Here is a 17,498-nt window from a genome sequence, read left to right as displayed (position 1 = left end):
AAGTAAAAAGGCCTCGCTACTGCGAGGCCTTTTGTCGTGAGACGTTGCCGGAATTACTCGGCAACGATCGCCACGGTGATGTTTGCCAGCACGTCAGTGTGCAGGGCAACGTCGAGCGGGAACTCGCCAATTGCCTTGAGCGGGCCTTCCGGCATACGAACGGCAGACTTATCGACCACGTAGCCAGCAGCCTTCAGGGCGTCGGCGATGTCGGCGTTACCAACGGAACCGAACAAACGGCCGTCCATACCTGCCTTGCGAGCCACGGTAACGACGGTACCGTTCATCTTGTCAGCAACAGCCTGGGCAGCTGCCAGCTTTTCAGCAGCCAGCTTTTCCAGTTCGGCGCGACGAGCTTCGAACTCAGCCATGGCAGCCGGCGTAGCACGCTTGGCCATACGTTGCGGAATCAGGAAATTACGGGCGTAGCCGTCCTTGACCTTGACGATGTCGCCGAGGTTACCGAGGTTAACAACCTTTTCGAGCAGAATGATTTGCATGTTTCGTCTCCCCGAAAATTATTGGTGGTTGTCGGTGTACGGCAGCAGAGCCATGAAGCGGGCGCGCTTGATAGCGGTGCCCAGCTGGCGCTGGTAGCCGGCCTTGGTGCCGGTCAGACGAGCCGGCATGATCTTGGCGTTTTCCTGGATGAATTCCTTCAGGACATCCACATCCTTGTAGTCGATCTGTTCGACCTTTTCAGCCGTGAAGCGGCAGAACTTGCGACGCTTGAACAGGCCGCCACCGCGCTTCTTTTTCTTGTCGTCATCCTTCTTCTTGAAGAATCGAGCCATTTTCGTTTCCTTCCAAATATTCGAGTGTATTCACATGCAGCACGGGCGTTCGGCTGTTGAGGCTCTTGGCTGCCAGAAATCCGGTCACTTTGACTGCACCTCCGAGGGGAGCAGCCTGTAGCCAGCGGGCGTTTTCACCCAAGGCCAGGACAGCGATTTCAAGCTCCACCAAGCGCTCCGCCCCACTTTCGATCTGCGAGGAGCTGTGTTGCAGCCTCCCTTCACTGACCGGAACTCCGGCTGGCGTATAGCGCAAGGCTTTGCGCTCGACCAGATTGCCAGAGAGTGAAAGACAGTTCAGCCGTTAATTCCCGTGCAAATATGCTTAAGCAGCAGCCGTTTCAGCCGGGGCAGCCGGAGCGGCATCACCAGGCATCATGGACTTGGACTTCTCTTCCTTCATCATCGGGGAAGGAGTCGTCACAGCCGCCTTCATCTTGACGGTGAGGTGGCGCAGCACGGCGTCGTTGAACTTGAACGAATGTTCGAGTTCGTTCAGCGTGTCGCCGTCGCACTCGATGTTCATCAGAACGTAGTGGGCTTTGTGGATCTTCTGGATCGGGTAAGCCAGTTGACGGCGGCCCCAGTCTTCCAGACGGTGAATGCTACCGCCCTTGGCAGTAACAATGGCGCGATAGCGCTCGACCATGCCGGGCACTTGTTCGCTTTGGTCCGGATGGACGATAAAGCAGATTTCGTAATGGCGCATGCAATCTCCTTTTGGGATAAACCCCCCGCCATGCGGGTGCGGTAGGGCAAGGTGGAAAAGCCCAAGATTATAACAACAATCTCGGGCTTTAGGAGAAAGCTGATGAACGATGGCTAGAAAGAGTCGTCAGCAATTTCCAGTGCGCCGACTGCACCAGCCACCACAGACTCCGCCAGACCCGGCGCCTGGGTCAGAAAGTGGTCGGCGAAGAAGCGGGTCGTCGCCAGCTTGGCCGCCCAGAAGGGATCAGTTTCACCGGAAGCACTCTTTGCCCGGGCAATCACTGCCGCGCGGCCCATTTGCCAGCCACCAGCGACGATGCCAAATAGATACAGAAAAGGCACCGCACCGGCATGCGCCGCTTTTGGCTCGCTGGCGAAACTGGCGACAATCCAGTCCACTGCTGTTTCCAGCGCATCGACTGCCGCATTCTGGCGAGCCCCGATTGATGCAAGATCGCCATCCAATTGTGAAGCTGCAGCGCGCATTTCGGCAATCACACTCTTGATCGTCACGCCTTTTTCACGAGCAATCTTGCGACCGATCAGGTCATTGGCCTGAATGGCCGTTGTCCCCTCGTAGATCGCCGTGATTCGGGCATCACGCAGATGCTGGGCGGCGCCGGTTTCCTCGATATAGCCCATGCCGCCATGCACCTGCACGCCCAGCGAGGCGATATCGATGGCGCTCTCAGTACTCCAGCCCTTGACGACAGGAATCAACAGATCAGCAAAGGCTTGTGCCTTCGTGCGCTCGACCTCATCCGGATTGCCGTGTGCGTTGTCTTGCGCGGCGGCAGTGACATAAGCCAAGGCACGCATGGCTTCGATCCGCGAACGCATGGACATCAGCATGCGCCGAACATCAGGATGCTTGATGATCGGCACCTTTGGACCGCCCCTGACACCGACTTCCGTGCCCTGGACACGCTCCTTCGCATAGACCACGGCACGCTGATAGGCACGCTCGGCATCACCCAGACCTTCGAGTCCGACATTAAAGCGAGCAGCGTTCATCATGATGAACATGTATTCCAAGCCGCGATTTTCTTCACCGACCAGCGTACCGATCGCGCCACCATTGTCACCAAAAGCCAGCACTGCGGTCGGACTGCCATGAATGCCCAGCTTGTGCTCGATGGATACACAATAGACGTCGTTGCGTTCGCCCGGCGTACCGTCGGCCTTGAGCAAGAACTTGGGCACCACGAAAAGCGAGATACCCTTGACGCCTTCCGGTGCATTCGGCGTCCTGGCCAGCACGAGATGGACGATGTTGTCCGTCATGTCGTGCTCACCGTAGGTAATGAAGATCTTTTGGCCGAAGACCTTATATGTTCCGTCACCAACCGGCTCGGCGCGGCTGCGCACTGCTGCCAGATCAGAACCCGCTGAAGGCTCGGTCAGGTTCATCGTCCCGGTCCATTCACCGGAAACTAGGTTCGGCAGATAAGCCGCTTTCTGCTCATCGGTTCCGGCGATCATCAACGCTTCAATCGCCCCCTGCGTCAGCATCGGACACAGCGAGAAGGCATGGTTGGCGCTCTTCCACATTTCACTGACTGCCGTCGAGAGCAATTTGGGCAGGCCTTGGCCGCCAAATTCCGGGTCGCAACCGATACCATTCCAGCCATTATCGACAAACTGCCGATAGGCTTCCTTGAAGCCGGGCGACGTGCTTACCGCCTTGTCCTTCCACTTGGCGCCATCCCTGTCACCAACCCGATTGAGCGGGGACAGGATTTCACCGGAAAACTTTGCCGCCTCCTCAAGAATGGCATCGACGACGTCCGGTGATGCCTCTTCGCACCCCGGCAATGAGATGACCTGGTCCAGACCGGCCAGATCCTGCATGACAAAACGGATATCTTTCAGGGGGGCAATATATTCGCTCATCAGATCTATTCCATTCGGTTAGAAGTTTCTTTCAGCTCAATCAGGAACAAAACATCCTCAACCACCGGCAGGGCAAACCCCTGTCGCTGGCCGCCACGGTTATCACGCAGCAATTGGTACAAATACCCCACAACGTCGCCAGACTTCCAGAGTTCAACCACCGTTTGCATCAGGCGAGGCAAATCCTCAAGAGACTGCGGCCGCGGAGCAACAGGAACATCCCCATCGCCCTCAGCCGCGATTGCCAGCGCCGGTTTTCCGCCATCCCAACTCTGGACCTCGACGTTGAAATTCAGATTAAGGTTATGGGCGACATTTTCAAACTCTGTACGCATCCCCGCCATACGATACACATCCATCAGGCGAATCCACGGCTGCAACGCTTCCTGCGGATTATGGTCGATGAACTCCTGAAGTGCCTGAGCCGCCCCTTTCACCCGCCCGAAAGAGAGCATGATGTCAGCCAGCTCCATGACCGGATTGGCTTCAAAATGCTCATCCAGCGTCGTGGCATTAATCGACAGGATTGAGTCCTGCGCCCTCTCCGGCGATTTTTCCGGTTCTGGCAACGGTATCGGAGAAGGCGCATCCCTGCCATCCAGTTCGAGATCGACCTGGATAGGCATACCCATCGCCGCTGCCTCGAAAGGCAAATCTATGCCACCAAGCTCTTCGCGTTCTTCGGCCCGCTTAGGATCAACCTGCATTTCCGGCGCATCAATCGGGGACTCCACTTCGCCGGATACCGGCTGACGTTCCCGATACTTTCGCCAGCCAAACCAACCGGCCAAGCCAAGCACAGCCCCGAGCAGCGCACCATAAAAACCCCAATCAGAAGGACCAGAGAAGTCCTTGACCACGGGCGCCAGGGAACTCGGCTGCGGCCGAACCGGCACATTGGTAGCCGGACCAGGGACCGGAACGGGTTGCACGGCGACGAGCGGCACCGAGGCAATCGGCACCGTCCCTTCCTTTTCAACACGCTGGGCAAACTCGCCGGCTCGCTGCTGAAGCTCACCCAGCGTTCCCTCCATGTTGCGGAGTTTCTCGGCCGCTGCCATTTGGGAAGTAGCCTGTTCATGCATGGCCAGCAGCATCCGGAATTCAAGGCGCAGGATTTCTCGCTGCGCTTCCTTCACCCCCGCTCCGGCCTGTAGTTCGGTCGCTAAACGTAACGAAGGCTCACCGACATCACCCGCATCCGAAAGCACCAAGCGGTCCGGGATCAAAGTTTCAGCGAGGCGCCTCCCTGCCTTCCGAGGCGAAAGCGTGGGAGGAGGCTCAACAGCGACCGGCGTCACCGAGCGAGTTCGCACAGCTTTCCGAACAACGTCCGTGGAAACCTGTGCCTCGATATGATCCACGCGCGGCTCCACTGCGGGCGTGCCCCCTTCCCGGGCTGGCGATGCCATCACAACATAGTCGCGAGAAATTTCGTGCCCACAGCCTAGCTGTACCGCCAGTTGCATGATCGGCTCACGCAAGGGCGCTTCCGAGCGGATCTCCAATACAGGCGAAACCCCCTTACGGATAGTCAGGGTGGCTTTTTTCAACCATGGCAGATCACCGGAAGCCTCAGGCTGAACAAGGCGAAAACACGCAACATCGAGCTGCTGTTTTTCCATGCCCAGAAGTGTGATTTCGAGCCGGATACTGCTTCCAAGGACAGGCTGCCCGCGCAGATCTCCGAGACCGACGGCAAAAACGCTCCCGGACAAGACCAGCATCAGCAACGAAGCGGAGTAGCGAAAACCAAAGCGGCCCAAGGAAACTGCCTTTAATGACACAAAAGTGACAGAATTGTAGCTGTTATTTCCCCGCCAGATAACGGGAATCATCAAATGTAACAACCCAGTTCGGCCGGTAAACCACGAAAAGCGTCATCATCATTCCCGACAGCCAAGCTTCGGAAAAGCCCAGTAGCAGGTAATAGGGCAAATATTCGCTGACCAGGTAGTCCCACTCGTAGGCGCCAGCCAATGCCAGCAACACGGTGGCGCAGAATCCGACCCCAATAATTGTCAATGCGGCACAGAGAAAGCCATTGACGAAGATATATACAAAAAAATGCTTGGGCAACACGCCGGAAAAGACACGATAAAGTGCCTGACTTAACCCGACACTAGTTCCTGCCAATAACAATGCGTTCAGCGCATAGGCGAATGGCCCTGCCGCACCGTTCAGTGTTATCCCGGCAACCACGAGCGACAAGCCGATAAAGGCCAGATACGGGCCGAAACTCAAGGTAAATACCGTGGCCCCGAGCAAATGAAAACCCAACCCCGGCTTGACCCCTGCCTTCAAGCTCCAGACCACGGTGAGCAGCACGATCATGCCCAACCAGACGTTCAACTGATCGGAATCCCTGAGCCTTGCCCAAGGTGCCCTTAAAACACAGCGGGCGAAGAGCGGTAGCCAGACGGCCCAAGCCGTCCAGTACCACGCTTCGCCCAGCAGGGTATCAGTCAGATTCACATGGCTATTCTAGCCGACGGAAGCCACCAGTTGCGGCACCACTTCGAACAGGTCACCGACCAGGCCGTAATCCGCCACCTGGAAGATTGGCGCATCCGGGTCCTTGTTGATTGCAACGATCACCTTGGAGTCCTTCATGCCAGCGAGGTGCTGGATGGCACCAGAAATACCGACTGCAATATAGAGCTGTGGCGCAACGATCTTGCCGGTCTGGCCGACCTGATAGTCGTTCGGCACGAACCCGGCATCAACCGCGGCACGCGAGGCACCGAGGGCAGCGCCCAGCTTGTCGGCGAGCGGCTCGAGCAGCTTGTGATAGTTTTCACCGCTACCCAGACCGCGACCACCGGAAACGATGATCTTGGCCGCACCGAGTTCAGGACGCTCGGACTTGGTCAGTTCTCTGTTTTGGAGTTGGGATTGCGCGGTATCGGCAGCCGCAGCGAGAGCCTCAACGGCAGCTGAACCACCGGTGGCGACCGCATCGAAGGCAGTTGTCCGCACGGTGATGACCTTGACCGAATCGGCACTCTTGACGGTAGCCAGTGCGTTGCCGGCGTAGATCGGGCGAACAAAGGTATCAGCCGATTCAACAGCAGTAATTTCCGAAATCTGAGCCACATCGAGCAACGCGGCGACACGCGGCAACAGGTTCTTGCCGAAGGTCGTGGCCGGTGCCAGGATGTGGGTGTAGCCAGCAGCGTTGGCAACCACCAGCGCCGTCAAGTTTTCGGCGGTCTGCGCATCGTAGTGGGCGGCATCGGCCACCTTGACCTTGGCGACGCCCTGCAGGCCGGCAGCTTGCTGCGCAGCGGCAGCGCAGTTGGCACCGGCGACCAGCACGTGGACTTCGCCACCGATTTTCTGGGCAGCGGCAACGGTGTTCAGGGTGGCCGCCTTCAGGGTGGTGTTGTCGTGTTCGGCAATGACGAGAATGGTCATGGTTTGCTCTCCTTAGATCACTTTCGCTTCATTGCGAAGCTTGTTCACGAGTTCGGCCACATCGGCCACCTTGACGCCAGCGCTACGCTTGGCTGGTTCGGAAACCTTGAGCGTGGTCAGGCGTGGCGCAACATCGACGCCTAGATCGGCCGGCTTGACGGTATCGAGCGGCTTCTTCTTGGCCTTCATGATGTTCGGCAGCGTGGCATAGCGCGGTTCGTTCAGGCGCAGATCGGTAGAAACCACGGCCGGCAGGCTGATCGCCAGGGTCTCGAGGCCGCCGTCGATTTCGCGGGTCACTGTAGCCTTGCCATCAGCGACGACCACCTTGGAGGCAAACGTGGCTTGTGGCCAGTTTTGCAGGGCGGCAAGCATCTGGCCGGTCTGGTTGGCATCGTCGTCGATGGCCTGCTTACCGCAAATGACGAGTTGTGGCTGTTCCTTGTCGCAGAGTGCCTTGAGCAGCTTGGCGACGGCCAGCGGCTGGAGTTCGACGTCGGTTTCGACCAGGATGCCGCGGTCGGCACCGATCGCCATGGCCGTACGCAGCGTTTCCTGGCAGGCAGCAACGCCACAGGAGACGGCGATCACCTCGGTCGCCACACCGGCTTCCTTCAGACGTACCGCTTCTTCAATGGCAATTTCGTCAAACGGGTTCATGCTCATCTTGACGTTGGCCAGATCAACACCCGAACCATCCGCCTTGACGCGAACCTTGACGTTGTAATCGACTACCCGTTTCACCGGAACCAGAATCTTCACAAGCCTTCTCCTTTTACTCGGTTAGATTTTCTAAACTGCGACATCCGTTTGACAGACAACTACTCAATCAGCACAATGACCATACTGTGTCGTATGGAAAAGCATACGGTAGCGTATGGAAAACAAACCTGTCAAGTCCTCAATGAAAACCACATCGGTCAAACCTCGCAAGCGGGCGGCAGCAACACGCACCCAGCTCGATCCGGATCGCTGGGTGGAAGTGGCGATCGACCTTCTTGCCAAGGAAGGCGTCAGCGGCTTGCGCGTCGAAGTGCTGGCCAAGCGTTGCGGCGTCACCAAGGGCAGTTTCTACTGGCACTTCAAGGACCGGCAGGCACTGCTCGACGCCGTGCTGGAACAGTGGAAACTTGGCCGCATCCGCGACATTGAAAAGACGACGGCAGTGACCCCCGGCAATGAACGCGACCAGTTGCACTATGCCATCGAAGTATACGGCGCCAGCCGCAACCGCAAAGGAATGTCGATCGAACTGGCTGTTCGTGACTGGGCTCGGCACGACCCACAAGCTGCTGCCATTGTCGAAGCGGTGGATCTTTATCGGCTGGAATGCACCCGCAAGCTGTTTGTTGCGGCAGGAATGTCCGATGCCGAGGCCAAGAGCCGCAGCCTGCTGCTCTACGCCTGTGTTTTTGGCCTGTCGCTGATGCATTACACGCATTTCGACGACAATCTTGCCGATCTCAAGCAACGCATCGCCGAGCGCATCGTTTCCAACTAACTGAAACAGCCTCCGGCAACCGCGCCATCAGCCAGTGTTTTTTCCCAGGCAAACAGGTCGATTGCAAGTTGCTCAACCGTGAGCGTCAGGGCTTCCACACCACCGCGTGCATCCGCCGACGGTGCCGGTTTTTCAAGACTCAACGCCAGTTCCGCCACTTGGCGGCGCGAACGATCCAGCAACCAAGCCCGTCCTTGCAGAACCCCGCGACTGCTGTCCGCGGCGGCAAAGAGCTGACTGAACTCTGTAATTTCCAGACGAACCAGACAACGGGTCTGCCCCTGCCCCGCCATCACATAGCCGAGACGCTGCGATAGCCGCTGCTGGATCAGCTGTGCCGGAGGTCCGGCCCAGCGAGCTTGGGCATATTCGCGCAGGCGTGACGCCTCGACATAAGTCAAACGGTAATCAATCCCCAGCGAATCGAACCACAGCGGAGCCCTCACCTCCAGCGCAACCGGCTGTTTGCGGGGTGCAGGAAGCAGGCTTGATAACGGAGGGCCAAAGTCATAGATCGCCAGCGGAGTATCTCCACCCCGCTTGCCCGCAGTGAAACATGCCGAGAGGCAAAGGCCGAGCAATACCGCAACAAGCCAGCGCATCTTATTTACCTCCGTTCGGGTTGAATCCGCTCTCACCCGGACCAGGCGACTGAGCTGGTGCACCAAACACCAAGCCTTGCGGCGTGTCTTCGAGAATGCGCAGAACCCGACTCAACTGCCGCGAGGTCATTGAAAAATCCACCGCCAGCTCATTCAAGCGCGGCATCAACGCCGAGGTTCCGCCCGCCGAAGCATCGCCAATGGCGACATCCAGCTTGTCGGTGGCGACCTGCATCTTGCCGATCAGAATCCGGGTATCGCTGAGCAACGGCCCGACCTCACCGGCTGCTTGCGAAAGTTGTTTGACGTTGCGGTCATCCAGCAATTTCCTCATTTGAACCAGCGTCGCATTGAGGTTTTCCAGCGCCGGTTTCATGCTTCCCGATGCCGCTTCCAGATTCGCCAAGGTCGCCGTCAGATGAGTCCGATTTTCTTCGCTGAGCAGTGCATTGGCACTGGCCATCATCTGCCGGGCCTGCTTCAGCGTGGCTGCCCCAGTTTCACCGAGTTCATCCAGCAACGACGGAATCATCGTGATACGCGGCAATTTATCGCCATCAGGCTCCAGGGGTGCCATGTCCTTGCCTGTCTCCAGCAGCAGGATATGCGCCAATCCGGTGACGCCCTGGTAATTCAGTTTGGCAACGGTCCCTGTGGTCAGTGGCACGTCTTCATTGACCGAAATGGTGACCAGGATATTGCTGTAGTCATCTGGATCAAGGCGGATGTCGCTGACCTTGCCAACCCGGATACCACGATAGCGAACCTGCGCCTGTGGATTCAAGCCACCAATATTTTGCTTGGTCACGACGATGTAATCACGTGAGGCATCGCGACTACCGCTTAGCCAATAGGTTGCCAGCAAGGCCGCCAGGCCAAGGAGAAGTGCAAAGAGTCCGGCGGCAAAGGCGTGAGACTTATTTTCCATGATTAGCGATTAAAGCAGTTTCCGGCGATCAGCGCCAAAAAAGCCGGTGACGAAGGGATGATCGACCGTCATGATTTCGGCCCTTGTGCCAAAGGCAACGATCTGTTGATCAGCCAGGACGGCCACATGGGTGGCGAGTCCGGCCAGGGTATTGAGGTCATGGGTGACCATGACCACCGTCAGGCCAAGTTCGCGCTGCAAATTGCCGACCAGCTCGACAAAATTCTGGCTGCGATCCGGGTCGAGGCCGGCCGTCGGTTCATCGAGCAGCAAGAGTTCAGGCTCCAGTGCCAGCGCCCGGGCCAGCGCAACGCGCTTGACCATCCCGCCTGACAACTCGGCAGGCATCTGCTTGCCATGCACTTCCTCCAGACCGACCATCGCCAGCTTGAGATGGACCAGCCGTCGTATCCAATCCTCATCAAGACAACGAAGTTCGCGCAAGGGGAAAGCAATGTTGTCGAACACTGACAAGGCGGAAAATAATGCGCCGTGCTGAAACAACATCCCTAGACGCCGCCGCACATCCCGTTGCAGAACGACATCCGGATCGTTGAGGTCGACGCCGAATAGACGGACGATGCCTGTATCCGGCCGCAACAAGCCAAGGATTTCGCGCAGCAGCGTCGTTTTGCCGCTCCCGGAACCGCCAAGCAGTCCAACGATCTGGCCCTCCTCCACCCGCAAGGCCAGATCGCGATGCACCATTTGTCCGCGAAAACTGGCCGTCACGCCGCTCAGTTCGATGACCGGCGGCTGGCTCATAGCTGTGGCACCCCGATCTGCCGAGTGAAGATCGCAAAAATTGCATCAACCAAAATGACAGAGGTGATCGCCGTCACCACCGCGCTGGTCGTATTAGCCGACAGGCTTTCGGTATTCGGTTTGACGTGCAAGCCAAAATGGCAGGCCACCACAGCGGTGACAAAGCCAAACACCAGCCCTTTGCCCAGACCAATGAACAGGTTGGCGACCGGCACTGCCCTGGGCAGGTTCTCGAGAAAGTAGATCAGCGACAGGTCAAGCTGCATTAGCGCAGCCAGCATTCCACCAAACAAGGCAACGGCCGAAGTCCACAGCACCAGAAGCGGCATGGCTACGGTTAATCCGAACACCTTGGGCAAAACGACACGAATGCTGCGCGAGATCCCCATTGTCGACAAGGCATCGATTTCTTCGGTCACCCGCATCACGCCAATCTGCGCCGTCATCGCCGAGCCGGAACGCCCGGCCACCAGTACCGCGACAAGCACCGGACCCAGTTCACGAATGATTGAGATCCCGAGAATATTGACGATGAACAAATCAGCGCCAAAGCTCTTCAACTGGAGCGCCGAGAGATAGCTGATCGTCACGCCAATCAGGAAACCAACCAGCGCGGTAACCGGCAATGCCAACGCACCGGCCTTGTAAACATTGGAGGTAAATTCCCGCCACGGCACGTCCTTCGGGTGACGAAACAGATAGGCACAGTCGAGCAGCAATTGGCCAAACAGGGCAACCATGCCGCGCACATTGGCCAGCGCCTTGAACAAAAGGACCCCGATAAACTCCGGCAGGTGTACGCGAGGCAAGACTTGCTCCGGCATTTCGCGTGGCAGCTCAGCAACGCGCACCAGGACCGCCCGATGCATCTCATCGACATCCAGACTGGCTGGCCACTGCCCACCCCAAGTCCGCCACAGCAGTACCGCGGCCGCACTATCCAGGCGCGTCACCGCGGACAAATCCCAATGCCTGGTGTGGTGTGACTGATTGGTGAGTTCCGCCTGCAAAAATGACAACATCGGCAGCATTTCCGCAAGCGTCCATGCGCCGGAGAGCACCACCTTCCCCGGCTCGACTCGCAAGCGGGGAATTTCGCTCATGCAGGCTTCCTTACCGGTTTGGACTTGAAGACATAATCCCGCCCTATCTGCTTCCAGACACTGGACTCTTCGCCAAAAGCCGCCGCAGTCCAGGGATTGGCCGCTAACCAGTCAGCCGGTAATTCAAGCAGAAAACCATTGCCGCTGCGCACGACACGCCATGCAGGAAGCGCTCGATCATCGCGGGTCCGGTGCAGCAAGACCGCCAGGCGCAGACAAAAAATCAGGTTCCATGCACTATCGTCCGCCGGGACCGCCCCCAGCTTTTCAAGCTTGCCTCGGTGCCCAAGGACCAGCATGGCCAGCCGCGCCTGATCCTTCTTGGAAAAACCCGGCATATCGGCGTAAGTCAGAACGTAGGCACCATGCTTGTGATAGGCATTGTGAGCGACGGAGATACCGATTTCGTGCAAGCGGCAAGCCCATGACAGGAACTGGACATCCGATTCCGATGGCGTGCCTTCTGACAACTGGGTCAACGCCGATAACGCTGTCGCCTCGACCCGCTCGACCTGATCGCCTTCGACTTGATAACGGCGCCGAAATTGCGACACGGTTGAATCCCGCATGTCATGATGATGAAAGCGACCGAGCAAATCATAGAGTACGCCAAGGCGCAAAGCGCCGTCGGCATAAGACATGCGCTCGATATTGAGTTCCTCGAAAATCGCCGACATGATGGCCACGCCACCAGGAAACACCGGCAGACGATCGCCCTTGATGCCGGGCAAATCAAGCGCCTCGGCAGAACCCGCCTTGATCAGCAGGGCACAAAGCTTGTCGAGCCCCACCCGGGTAATGCCGCTTTCGCCGTTCGGATTCATGCCGTTCAGTTCCAGCACATCGGCAATCGCCCGCGCCGAACCTGAGGAGCCAACTGCCTCCTTCCAGCCAAGGCGCTGGTAGTCGTGGGCAATCAGTTCAATTTCCTTGGCGGCGGCCACCTGTGCCTCACGCAGCCGCTTCTTGTCGATCCGGCGATCCGGAAAGAAACGCTGCGTGTAGCTGACGCAGCCCATGTACAGCGACTCCATCAGCTGCGGCTCATGGCGCTTGCCGATGATGAATTCAGTCGAACCACCACCAATATCGACAACCAATCGCTTGTGCGAAACCATGGGCAACGAATGCGATGCACCGATATAAATCAGACGGGCTTCTTCGCGACCAGCGATGATTTCAATCGGGAAGCCCAGCGCCTCCTCGGCCAACGGCAGAAACTCGACCGCATTCTTGGCCACTCGCAAGGTATTGGTTGCCACGGCGCGAACGGCGCCCTTGTCGAGTCCGCGCAGTCGTTCGCCAAAACGACGCAGCGCATCGATCGCCCGTACCTGAGCCGCCGTATCCAGCCGCTTGTCGGCAGTCAGGCCGGAAGCCAGGCGAACCGGCTCCTTCATGGAATCCAGAATATAGATTTGATCATCCACCACACGCCCAACCTGCAGGCGGAAGCTATTGGAACCCAGATCGACAGCAGCGACGGTTTCGTAAATCATCAACGTAAACGACAGAGTGGTAGGACTGGCGGGCATTCTAACACCCGCCCCCGAGCCGGATTCTTAAAGTGGCGCAATAAAAAGGCCCGCCGATTTTCATCGGCGGGCCTTAGTTCAAGCACAAGACGCGATTAGCTGGCCAGCGCGCTCTTGATCTGCTCCAAGGTCGACGGATCGTCGATGGTCGTCAGATCGCCCGGATCGCGGCCTTCGGCCAGCGCCTGCAACGAACGGCGCAGCATCTTGCCGGAGCGAGTCTTGGGTAGACCGGTCACGAAATGGACGCGAGCCGGACGGCCAATAGCACCGAGAATGCTGTCGACCGTGCCGAACACTTCCTTCTCCAGGGCCTTGATCAGCTCTGGGGTAGCAAGCTTGGAGGCATCCTTGACAACGGCAAACGCCATCGGTACCTGCCCCTTGAGCTTGTCCTCGACGCCAACCACGGCCACTTCGGCAATTGCCGGATGGTTCTGGATGGCTTCCTCAATTTCACGGGTGCCCAGACGGTGACCGGCAACGTTGATCACGTCGTCGGTGCGGCCGAGGATGGTGAAGTAACCGTCGTCGTCCTTGATCGCCCAGTCGTAGGAGGAATAAACCAGCGGATCCTTGAACAGCGTGAAGTAGGTCGAGACGAAACGATCGTCCTGACCCCAGACGGTGGACAGGCAGCCGGGCGGCAGCGGCGGGATGACGGCAGCGATGCCCTTCTCGTTGGCGCCGCAAACCGAGCCGTCTTCGCGGAAGATCTGCAGGTTGTAGCCGTAAACCGGGAAGGACGGAGAACCGAACTTGATCGGGGTCTTTTCGACACCCGGCAGCGAAGCCAGCATCGGCCAGCCGGTTTCGGTCTGCCAGTAATTGTCGATAACCGGCTTCTGCAGTTCGTTCTGGAACCACTCGTGGGTCGGCTGGTCGAGCGGCTCACCAGCCATGAAGACGTGCTTCAGGGACGACAGGTCGTACTTGTGCATGAAGGCCGGGTCCTGCTTCTTCAGCACGCGGGCGGCGGTCGGCGCCGAGAACATGACCGTCACCTTGTACTTCTCGACGATCTGCCACCAGATGCCAGCATCCGGACGCAGCGGCGTGCCTTCGTACATCACGGTGGCCATACCGGCGATCAGCGGGCCATAGATGATGTAGGAGTGACCGACCACCCAGCCGATGTCCGAGGTGGAGAAGAAGGTTTCGCCCTCGCCACCGCAGTAGATGTGCTTCATCGACGAAGCCAGTGCCACGGCGTAACCACCGGTGTCGCGCTGCACGCCCTTCGGCTTGCCGGTCGTGCCCGAGGTGTAGAGGATGTAGGACGGCTCGGACGACTCCAGCCACTCGCACGGCACCTTGGCATCCATGAACTTGGCGCGCTCGGTGGCGTAGTCGACATCACGACCGGCCACCTTGTTGAAAGCCTTGTCCAGACCACGATCAACCATCAGCACCTTGGCCGGCTTGTGTTCAGCCAGGTCGATGGCTTCGTCGAGCAGATGCTTGTACGGCACAGCCTTGCCACCGCGCATGCCGGCGTCGGAAGAAACGATCAGCGTCGGCTTGGCATCGTCGATACGGGTGGCCAGCGAACCGGAAGCAAAGCCGCCGAACACCACCGAGTGGATGGCGCCAATACGCGTTGCAGCGAGAATGGCAAAGGTCGCCTGGGCAATCATCGGCATGTAGATCAGGACGCGGTCGCCCTTCTTGACACCGAGGCTCTGGTAAATCGCCGCCATGCGCTCAATTTCGCGCTGCAACTCGGCAAAGCTGTAAACAGTTTCTTCGTCGGTTTCGGTCGAAATGAAGATCAGCGCACGGTCGTTCGGGCGCTTGGCCGCATGGCGGTCAACCGCGTTATGGCACAGATTGGTCTTGCCACCGACAAACCATTTGGCAAACGGCGGGCGAGAATAATCGCAGACTTGGGTGAACGGTTCTTTCCAGTCGATAAGTTGAGCCTGTTCGGTCCAGAACTCATTCGGTTTTTCGATGGAATACTGGTGAAACTCCTTGTACGTCGCCATAAAGCTCCCTCTAGCTAAGTTTTCCTGCACAACAAAAACACAGAACGGATTAATTTTTTTGAGACTTCCGTTCACTCAAACGGTATTCGATCTCCGCCAGTGGCAGAGCCAAATCCAACTCCAACTCCTGATCCATCAGTTTCAGCAAGGGCAGAAGCTGCTCGGCCAAAGCCGGAAGGTGCGGAATTACCGGCCCCGGACGATTTGCCGCCAACAGCTCTACGGCGTGATGCAGGGAAATCGGCCGCGTCGCCGGCAGAATACCGCCTGACCCAGTTCGATTTCCGCCAGCCCGCATGGCCTTCTGCATGCGCTCTCCGGCCAGATCCAGCAAGGTCGCCGCTGAATCGACCTTATCGGAGGGAAAGCTAGCCAACCCAATACTGACCGTCAACGCGACGGTCTGCCCTTGCACCGACAGACGTGCCGCCTCGATCGCTTCGCGTACTCGCTCGGCAAACGTCGCGCAAAAAGCCGGCGCCGTCCCCGGCGAAACGACGGCAAACTGCCCGTGTCCGAAATGCCCCAGGCTATCTTCCTGACGCATCTTCCCAGCCAGCATCTTGGCGAAACGGTTGCCAATCTCGTCGGCCACCTGCTCACCCAGCCGTTCGCGCAGGCCGGCAAAACCATCAAAACCAAGCACCATCACGCTGACATCAACACCATGCCGTGCCGAATGCGACAAGGCTTGCGCCGTCTGAAGTTCCAGATATTTTCTTGTGAATAAACCGCTCACCGGATCCTGCACCAGGCGTTCGCGATCAGCCTCGCGGTTTTCCTGCACGCTGGTCAAGACCAGCAAATTATTCAGACGGGTCAGCACTTCCGTGCCCCCCGCGCCCTTGGTCACAAAATCCGAAACCCCCAACTCCTTTGCCCTGACTCGCTCTTCCTCAGTTTCTTCACCGGAAACCAGAATGAACGGCAATTGCTGCAAGCGACGAAGTTTGGAGGAACGTACCCGCTCCAGCAGCTCATAGCCATTCAACTTGGGCATTTGCAGATCGGAAATCACCGCCTTGATCGAGTGATCGACAACCAGCGTCTGCCATGCCGCCTCGCCGTCGCTCTCTTCCCGGACATCATACTGCCCCTGCAAATGCTGGATGAGGGACCTCCGCACCACTCTGGAATCATCGACGATCAGGATGTGCGGCAACTCGGCCACATCAACCTCCGGCAATTTCCACGACCACACGCCCCTTGGCGCGCCCGGCAATGTATTCACCAAAGGTTGCCGGCAAGTCGTCAAAAGGAATACGACGCGACATGGAGGCCAGATGCGGTGGGCGCAAATCGGTGGCCAAACGCTGCCAGACACCGCTGCGATAGGGCTCCCGGATATAGCCGGAGTCAATGCCGAGCAAGGAAACGCCACGCAGGATAAAAGGCGCTACTGTGGTATTCAGCGACATGCTGGCCGCCAAGCCGATGCTGGCAATCGTGCCACCCTGCTCCATGGTGCTGGCAATCCAGGCCAGCACGTCACCGCCCAGATTGTCGACGGCTCCCGCCCAGCGCGCGCGGTCAAGCGGACGAATCTTGGTCAGATCGAGACTCTGGCGCAGTAATACTTCAGCCGCCCCAAGGCTACGCAGGTAATCAGCTTCGGACTCCTTGCCGGTCAGCGCCACCACGTGATAGCCAGTTCTCGCGAGCATATCGATTGCTAGGCTACCGACACCGCCGGTTGCCCCGGTCACGATGACAGGCCCCTTTTCCGGGCGCAGGCCATTCTCTTCCATGCGCACAACACCCAGCGCCGCGGTAAAACCAGCAGTACCCAGCGCCATTGCCTCATAAAGCGACAACCCGGCCGGCAACGGAACAACCCAGTCGCCGGGAACCCGGGCAATTTCGGCATAGCCGCCATGGTGCGCGACACCGATATCAAAACTGGTCGCAATCACCTGGTCACCGGGCTTGAAGCGTGGATCACCGCTTTCAATGACCGTGCCGGACAGATCGATGCCGCCGACACAAGGGAAACGTCGAATGATCTTGCCTGCACCGGTTGCCGCCAGTGCATCCTTGTAATTGATGCTTGAGTAAGCGACGCGGATCGTGACATTACCGGCATCAAGCCGGCCCTCATCCAGTTGGACGAAGCCACTGCTTACCTTACCGTCGTGCTCTTCAATCAGCAGTGCCTTGAAGGAACCCATAGATCACCTCGCTCATAGGGGGAGAAATTGTATTCATAATTACGAATGATGAACATAGTTGCAGTACCCGAATTTTTCAGCTTCTTTACAGTC

The 17,498-nt window shown here is 58.1% G+C and carries 18 protein-coding genes; 1 reads left to right on the top strand and 17 read right to left on the bottom strand.

Annotated features, from left to right (window positions below):
- Window positions 1-53: 53 nt before the first annotated feature.
- The 9 genes from rplI to DARO_RS06300 all read right to left on the bottom strand — a co-directional run bounded on the left by rplI (window position 54) and on the right by DARO_RS06300 (window position 7,577).
- Complete coding sequence (gene rplI / locus DARO_RS06340; RefSeq protein WP_011286984.1) at window positions 54-500, bottom strand: 50S ribosomal protein L9; 447 nt, start codon at window positions 498-500, stop codon at window positions 54-56.
- A gap of 18 nt (window positions 501-518) precedes the next feature.
- Window positions 519-794: a 30S ribosomal protein S18 gene (gene rpsR / locus DARO_RS06335; protein WP_011286983.1), complete on the bottom strand. Its 276-nt coding sequence runs from the start codon at window positions 792-794 to the stop codon at window positions 519-521.
- Window positions 766-1,095 (bottom strand): primosomal replication protein N, encoded by a 330-nt coding sequence (gene priB / locus DARO_RS06330; protein ID WP_041224245.1) that lies wholly within the window; start codon window positions 1,093-1,095, stop codon window positions 766-768. Before priB ends, rpsR begins: the two co-directional genes overlap by 29 nt.
- 24 nt (window positions 1,096-1,119) lie before the next feature.
- Window positions 1,120-1,503, bottom strand: a complete 384-nt coding sequence (rpsF, locus tag DARO_RS06325) for a 30S ribosomal protein S6 (protein WP_011286981.1) — start codon at window positions 1,501-1,503, stop codon at window positions 1,120-1,122.
- Between the two features lie 113 nt (window positions 1,504-1,616).
- A complete protein-coding gene (locus DARO_RS06320) occupies window positions 1,617-3,398 on the bottom strand; it encodes an acyl-CoA dehydrogenase (RefSeq protein WP_011286980.1) in 1,782 nt (593 codons plus the stop codon).
- Between the two features lie 5 nt (window positions 3,399-3,403).
- Complete coding sequence (locus DARO_RS06315) at window positions 3,404-5,236, bottom strand: hypothetical protein (protein ID WP_011286979.1); 1,833 nt, start codon at window positions 5,234-5,236, stop codon at window positions 3,404-3,406.
- Complete coding sequence (locus tag DARO_RS06310) at window positions 5,208-5,873, bottom strand: energy-coupling factor ABC transporter permease (RefSeq protein WP_011286978.1); 666 nt, start codon at window positions 5,871-5,873, stop codon at window positions 5,208-5,210. The genes DARO_RS06315 and DARO_RS06310 overlap by 29 nt, the downstream gene beginning before the upstream one ends.
- A 9-nt stretch (window positions 5,874-5,882) precedes the next feature.
- Window positions 5,883-6,815, bottom strand: a complete 933-nt coding sequence (locus tag DARO_RS06305) for an FAD-binding protein (protein WP_011286977.1) — start codon at window positions 6,813-6,815, stop codon at window positions 5,883-5,885.
- A gap of 12 nt (window positions 6,816-6,827) precedes the next feature.
- Complete coding sequence (locus DARO_RS06300) at window positions 6,828-7,577, bottom strand: electron transfer flavoprotein subunit beta/FixA family protein (RefSeq protein WP_011286976.1); 750 nt, start codon at window positions 7,575-7,577, stop codon at window positions 6,828-6,830.
- Between the two features lie 115 nt (window positions 7,578-7,692).
- On the opposite strand from DARO_RS06300, the gene DARO_RS06295 reads away from it, so the two are divergent.
- Window positions 7,693-8,316, top strand: coding sequence for a TetR/AcrR family transcriptional regulator (locus tag DARO_RS06295; RefSeq protein WP_011286975.1), 624 nt, complete (start codon window positions 7,693-7,695; stop codon window positions 8,314-8,316).
- Here the strand turns inward: DARO_RS06295 and DARO_RS06290 are convergent.
- From DARO_RS06290 to DARO_RS06255, 8 genes are all read right to left on the bottom strand, one after another.
- On the bottom strand, window positions 8,313-8,918 hold the full coding sequence (locus DARO_RS06290; RefSeq protein ID WP_011286974.1) for an ABC-type transport auxiliary lipoprotein family protein: 606 nt from the start codon (window positions 8,916-8,918) through the stop codon (window positions 8,313-8,315). The genes DARO_RS06295 and DARO_RS06290 overlap by 4 nt on opposite strands.
- A gap of 1 nt (window position 8,919) precedes the next feature.
- Window positions 8,920-9,846, bottom strand: a complete 927-nt coding sequence (locus DARO_RS06285; RefSeq protein WP_011286973.1) for an MlaD family protein — start codon at window positions 9,844-9,846, stop codon at window positions 8,920-8,922.
- 9 nt (window positions 9,847-9,855) lie between these two features.
- Complete coding sequence (locus tag DARO_RS06280) at window positions 9,856-10,611, bottom strand: ATP-binding cassette domain-containing protein (RefSeq protein ID WP_011286972.1); 756 nt, start codon at window positions 10,609-10,611, stop codon at window positions 9,856-9,858.
- On the bottom strand, window positions 10,608-11,714 hold the full coding sequence (locus tag DARO_RS06275) for an ABC transporter permease (RefSeq protein WP_011286971.1): 1,107 nt from the start codon (window positions 11,712-11,714) through the stop codon (window positions 10,608-10,610). Before DARO_RS06275 ends, DARO_RS06280 begins: the two co-directional genes overlap by 4 nt.
- The gene (gene ppx / locus DARO_RS06270) at window positions 11,711-13,213 is read right to left on the bottom strand and encodes an exopolyphosphatase (RefSeq protein ID WP_041224243.1); all 1,503 of its coding nucleotides are present in this window, start codon (window positions 13,211-13,213) and stop codon (window positions 11,711-11,713) included. Before ppx ends, DARO_RS06275 begins: the two co-directional genes overlap by 4 nt.
- 131 nt (window positions 13,214-13,344) lie before the next feature.
- The gene (locus DARO_RS06265; protein WP_011286969.1) at window positions 13,345-15,237 is read right to left on the bottom strand and encodes a propionate--CoA ligase; all 1,893 of its coding nucleotides are present in this window, start codon (window positions 15,235-15,237) and stop codon (window positions 13,345-13,347) included.
- Window positions 15,238-15,286: 49 nt separating this feature from the next.
- Window positions 15,287-16,438: a diguanylate cyclase domain-containing protein gene (locus tag DARO_RS06260; protein WP_198134106.1), complete on the bottom strand. Its 1,152-nt coding sequence runs from the start codon at window positions 16,436-16,438 to the stop codon at window positions 15,287-15,289.
- Window positions 16,410-17,405 carry an oxidoreductase gene (locus DARO_RS06255; RefSeq protein WP_011286967.1) on the bottom strand — a complete coding sequence of 332 codons (996 nt, stop codon included), beginning with the start codon at window positions 17,403-17,405 and terminating at the stop codon, window positions 16,410-16,412. Before DARO_RS06255 ends, DARO_RS06260 begins: the two co-directional genes overlap by 29 nt.
- Window positions 17,406-17,498 lie beyond the last annotated feature (93 nt).

The organism is Dechloromonas aromatica RCB, from assembly GCF_000012425.1.
The sequence above is the reverse complement of the archived record's forward strand: the minus strand, read 5'-3'. Positions and strand labels throughout refer to the sequence as shown.

Coding starts and splice junctions, on each gene's coding strand:
- rplI (WP_011286984.1), bottom strand. CDS start 500: ATGCAAATCATTCTGCTCGAAAAGGTTGTTAACCTCGGTAACCTCGGC.
- rpsR (WP_011286983.1), bottom strand. CDS start 794: ATGGCTCGATTCTTCAAGAAGAAGGATGACGACAAGAAAAAGAAGCGC.
- rpsF (WP_011286981.1), bottom strand. CDS start 1,503: ATGCGCCATTACGAAATCTGCTTTATCGTCCATCCGGACCAAAGCGAA.
- DARO_RS06320 (WP_011286980.1), bottom strand. CDS start 3,398: ATGAGCGAATATATTGCCCCCCTGAAAGATATCCGTTTTGTCATGCAG.
- DARO_RS06315 (WP_011286979.1), bottom strand. CDS start 5,236: ATGATTCCCGTTATCTGGCGGGGAAATAACAGCTACAATTCTGTCACT.
- DARO_RS06305 (WP_011286977.1), bottom strand. CDS start 6,815: ATGACCATTCTCGTCATTGCCGAACACGACAACACCACCCTGAAGGCG.
- DARO_RS06295 (WP_011286975.1), top strand. CDS start 7,693: ATGGAAAACAAACCTGTCAAGTCCTCAATGAAAACCACATCGGTCAAA.
- DARO_RS06290 (WP_011286974.1), bottom strand. CDS start 8,918: ATGCGCTGGCTTGTTGCGGTATTGCTCGGCCTTTGCCTCTCGGCATGT.
- DARO_RS06285 (WP_011286973.1), bottom strand. CDS start 9,846: ATGGAAAATAAGTCTCACGCCTTTGCCGCCGGACTCTTTGCACTTCTC.
- DARO_RS06280 (WP_011286972.1), bottom strand. CDS start 10,611: ATGAGCCAGCCGCCGGTCATCGAACTGAGCGGCGTGACGGCCAGTTTT.
- DARO_RS06275 (WP_011286971.1), bottom strand. CDS start 11,714: ATGAGCGAAATTCCCCGCTTGCGAGTCGAGCCGGGGAAGGTGGTGCTC.
- ppx (WP_041224243.1), bottom strand. CDS start 13,213: ATGATTTACGAAACCGTCGCTGCTGTCGATCTGGGTTCCAATAGCTTC.
- DARO_RS06265 (WP_011286969.1), bottom strand. CDS start 15,237: ATGGCGACGTACAAGGAGTTTCACCAGTATTCCATCGAAAAACCGAAT.
- DARO_RS06255 (WP_011286967.1), bottom strand. CDS start 17,405: ATGGGTTCCTTCAAGGCACTGCTGATTGAAGAGCACGACGGTAAGGTA.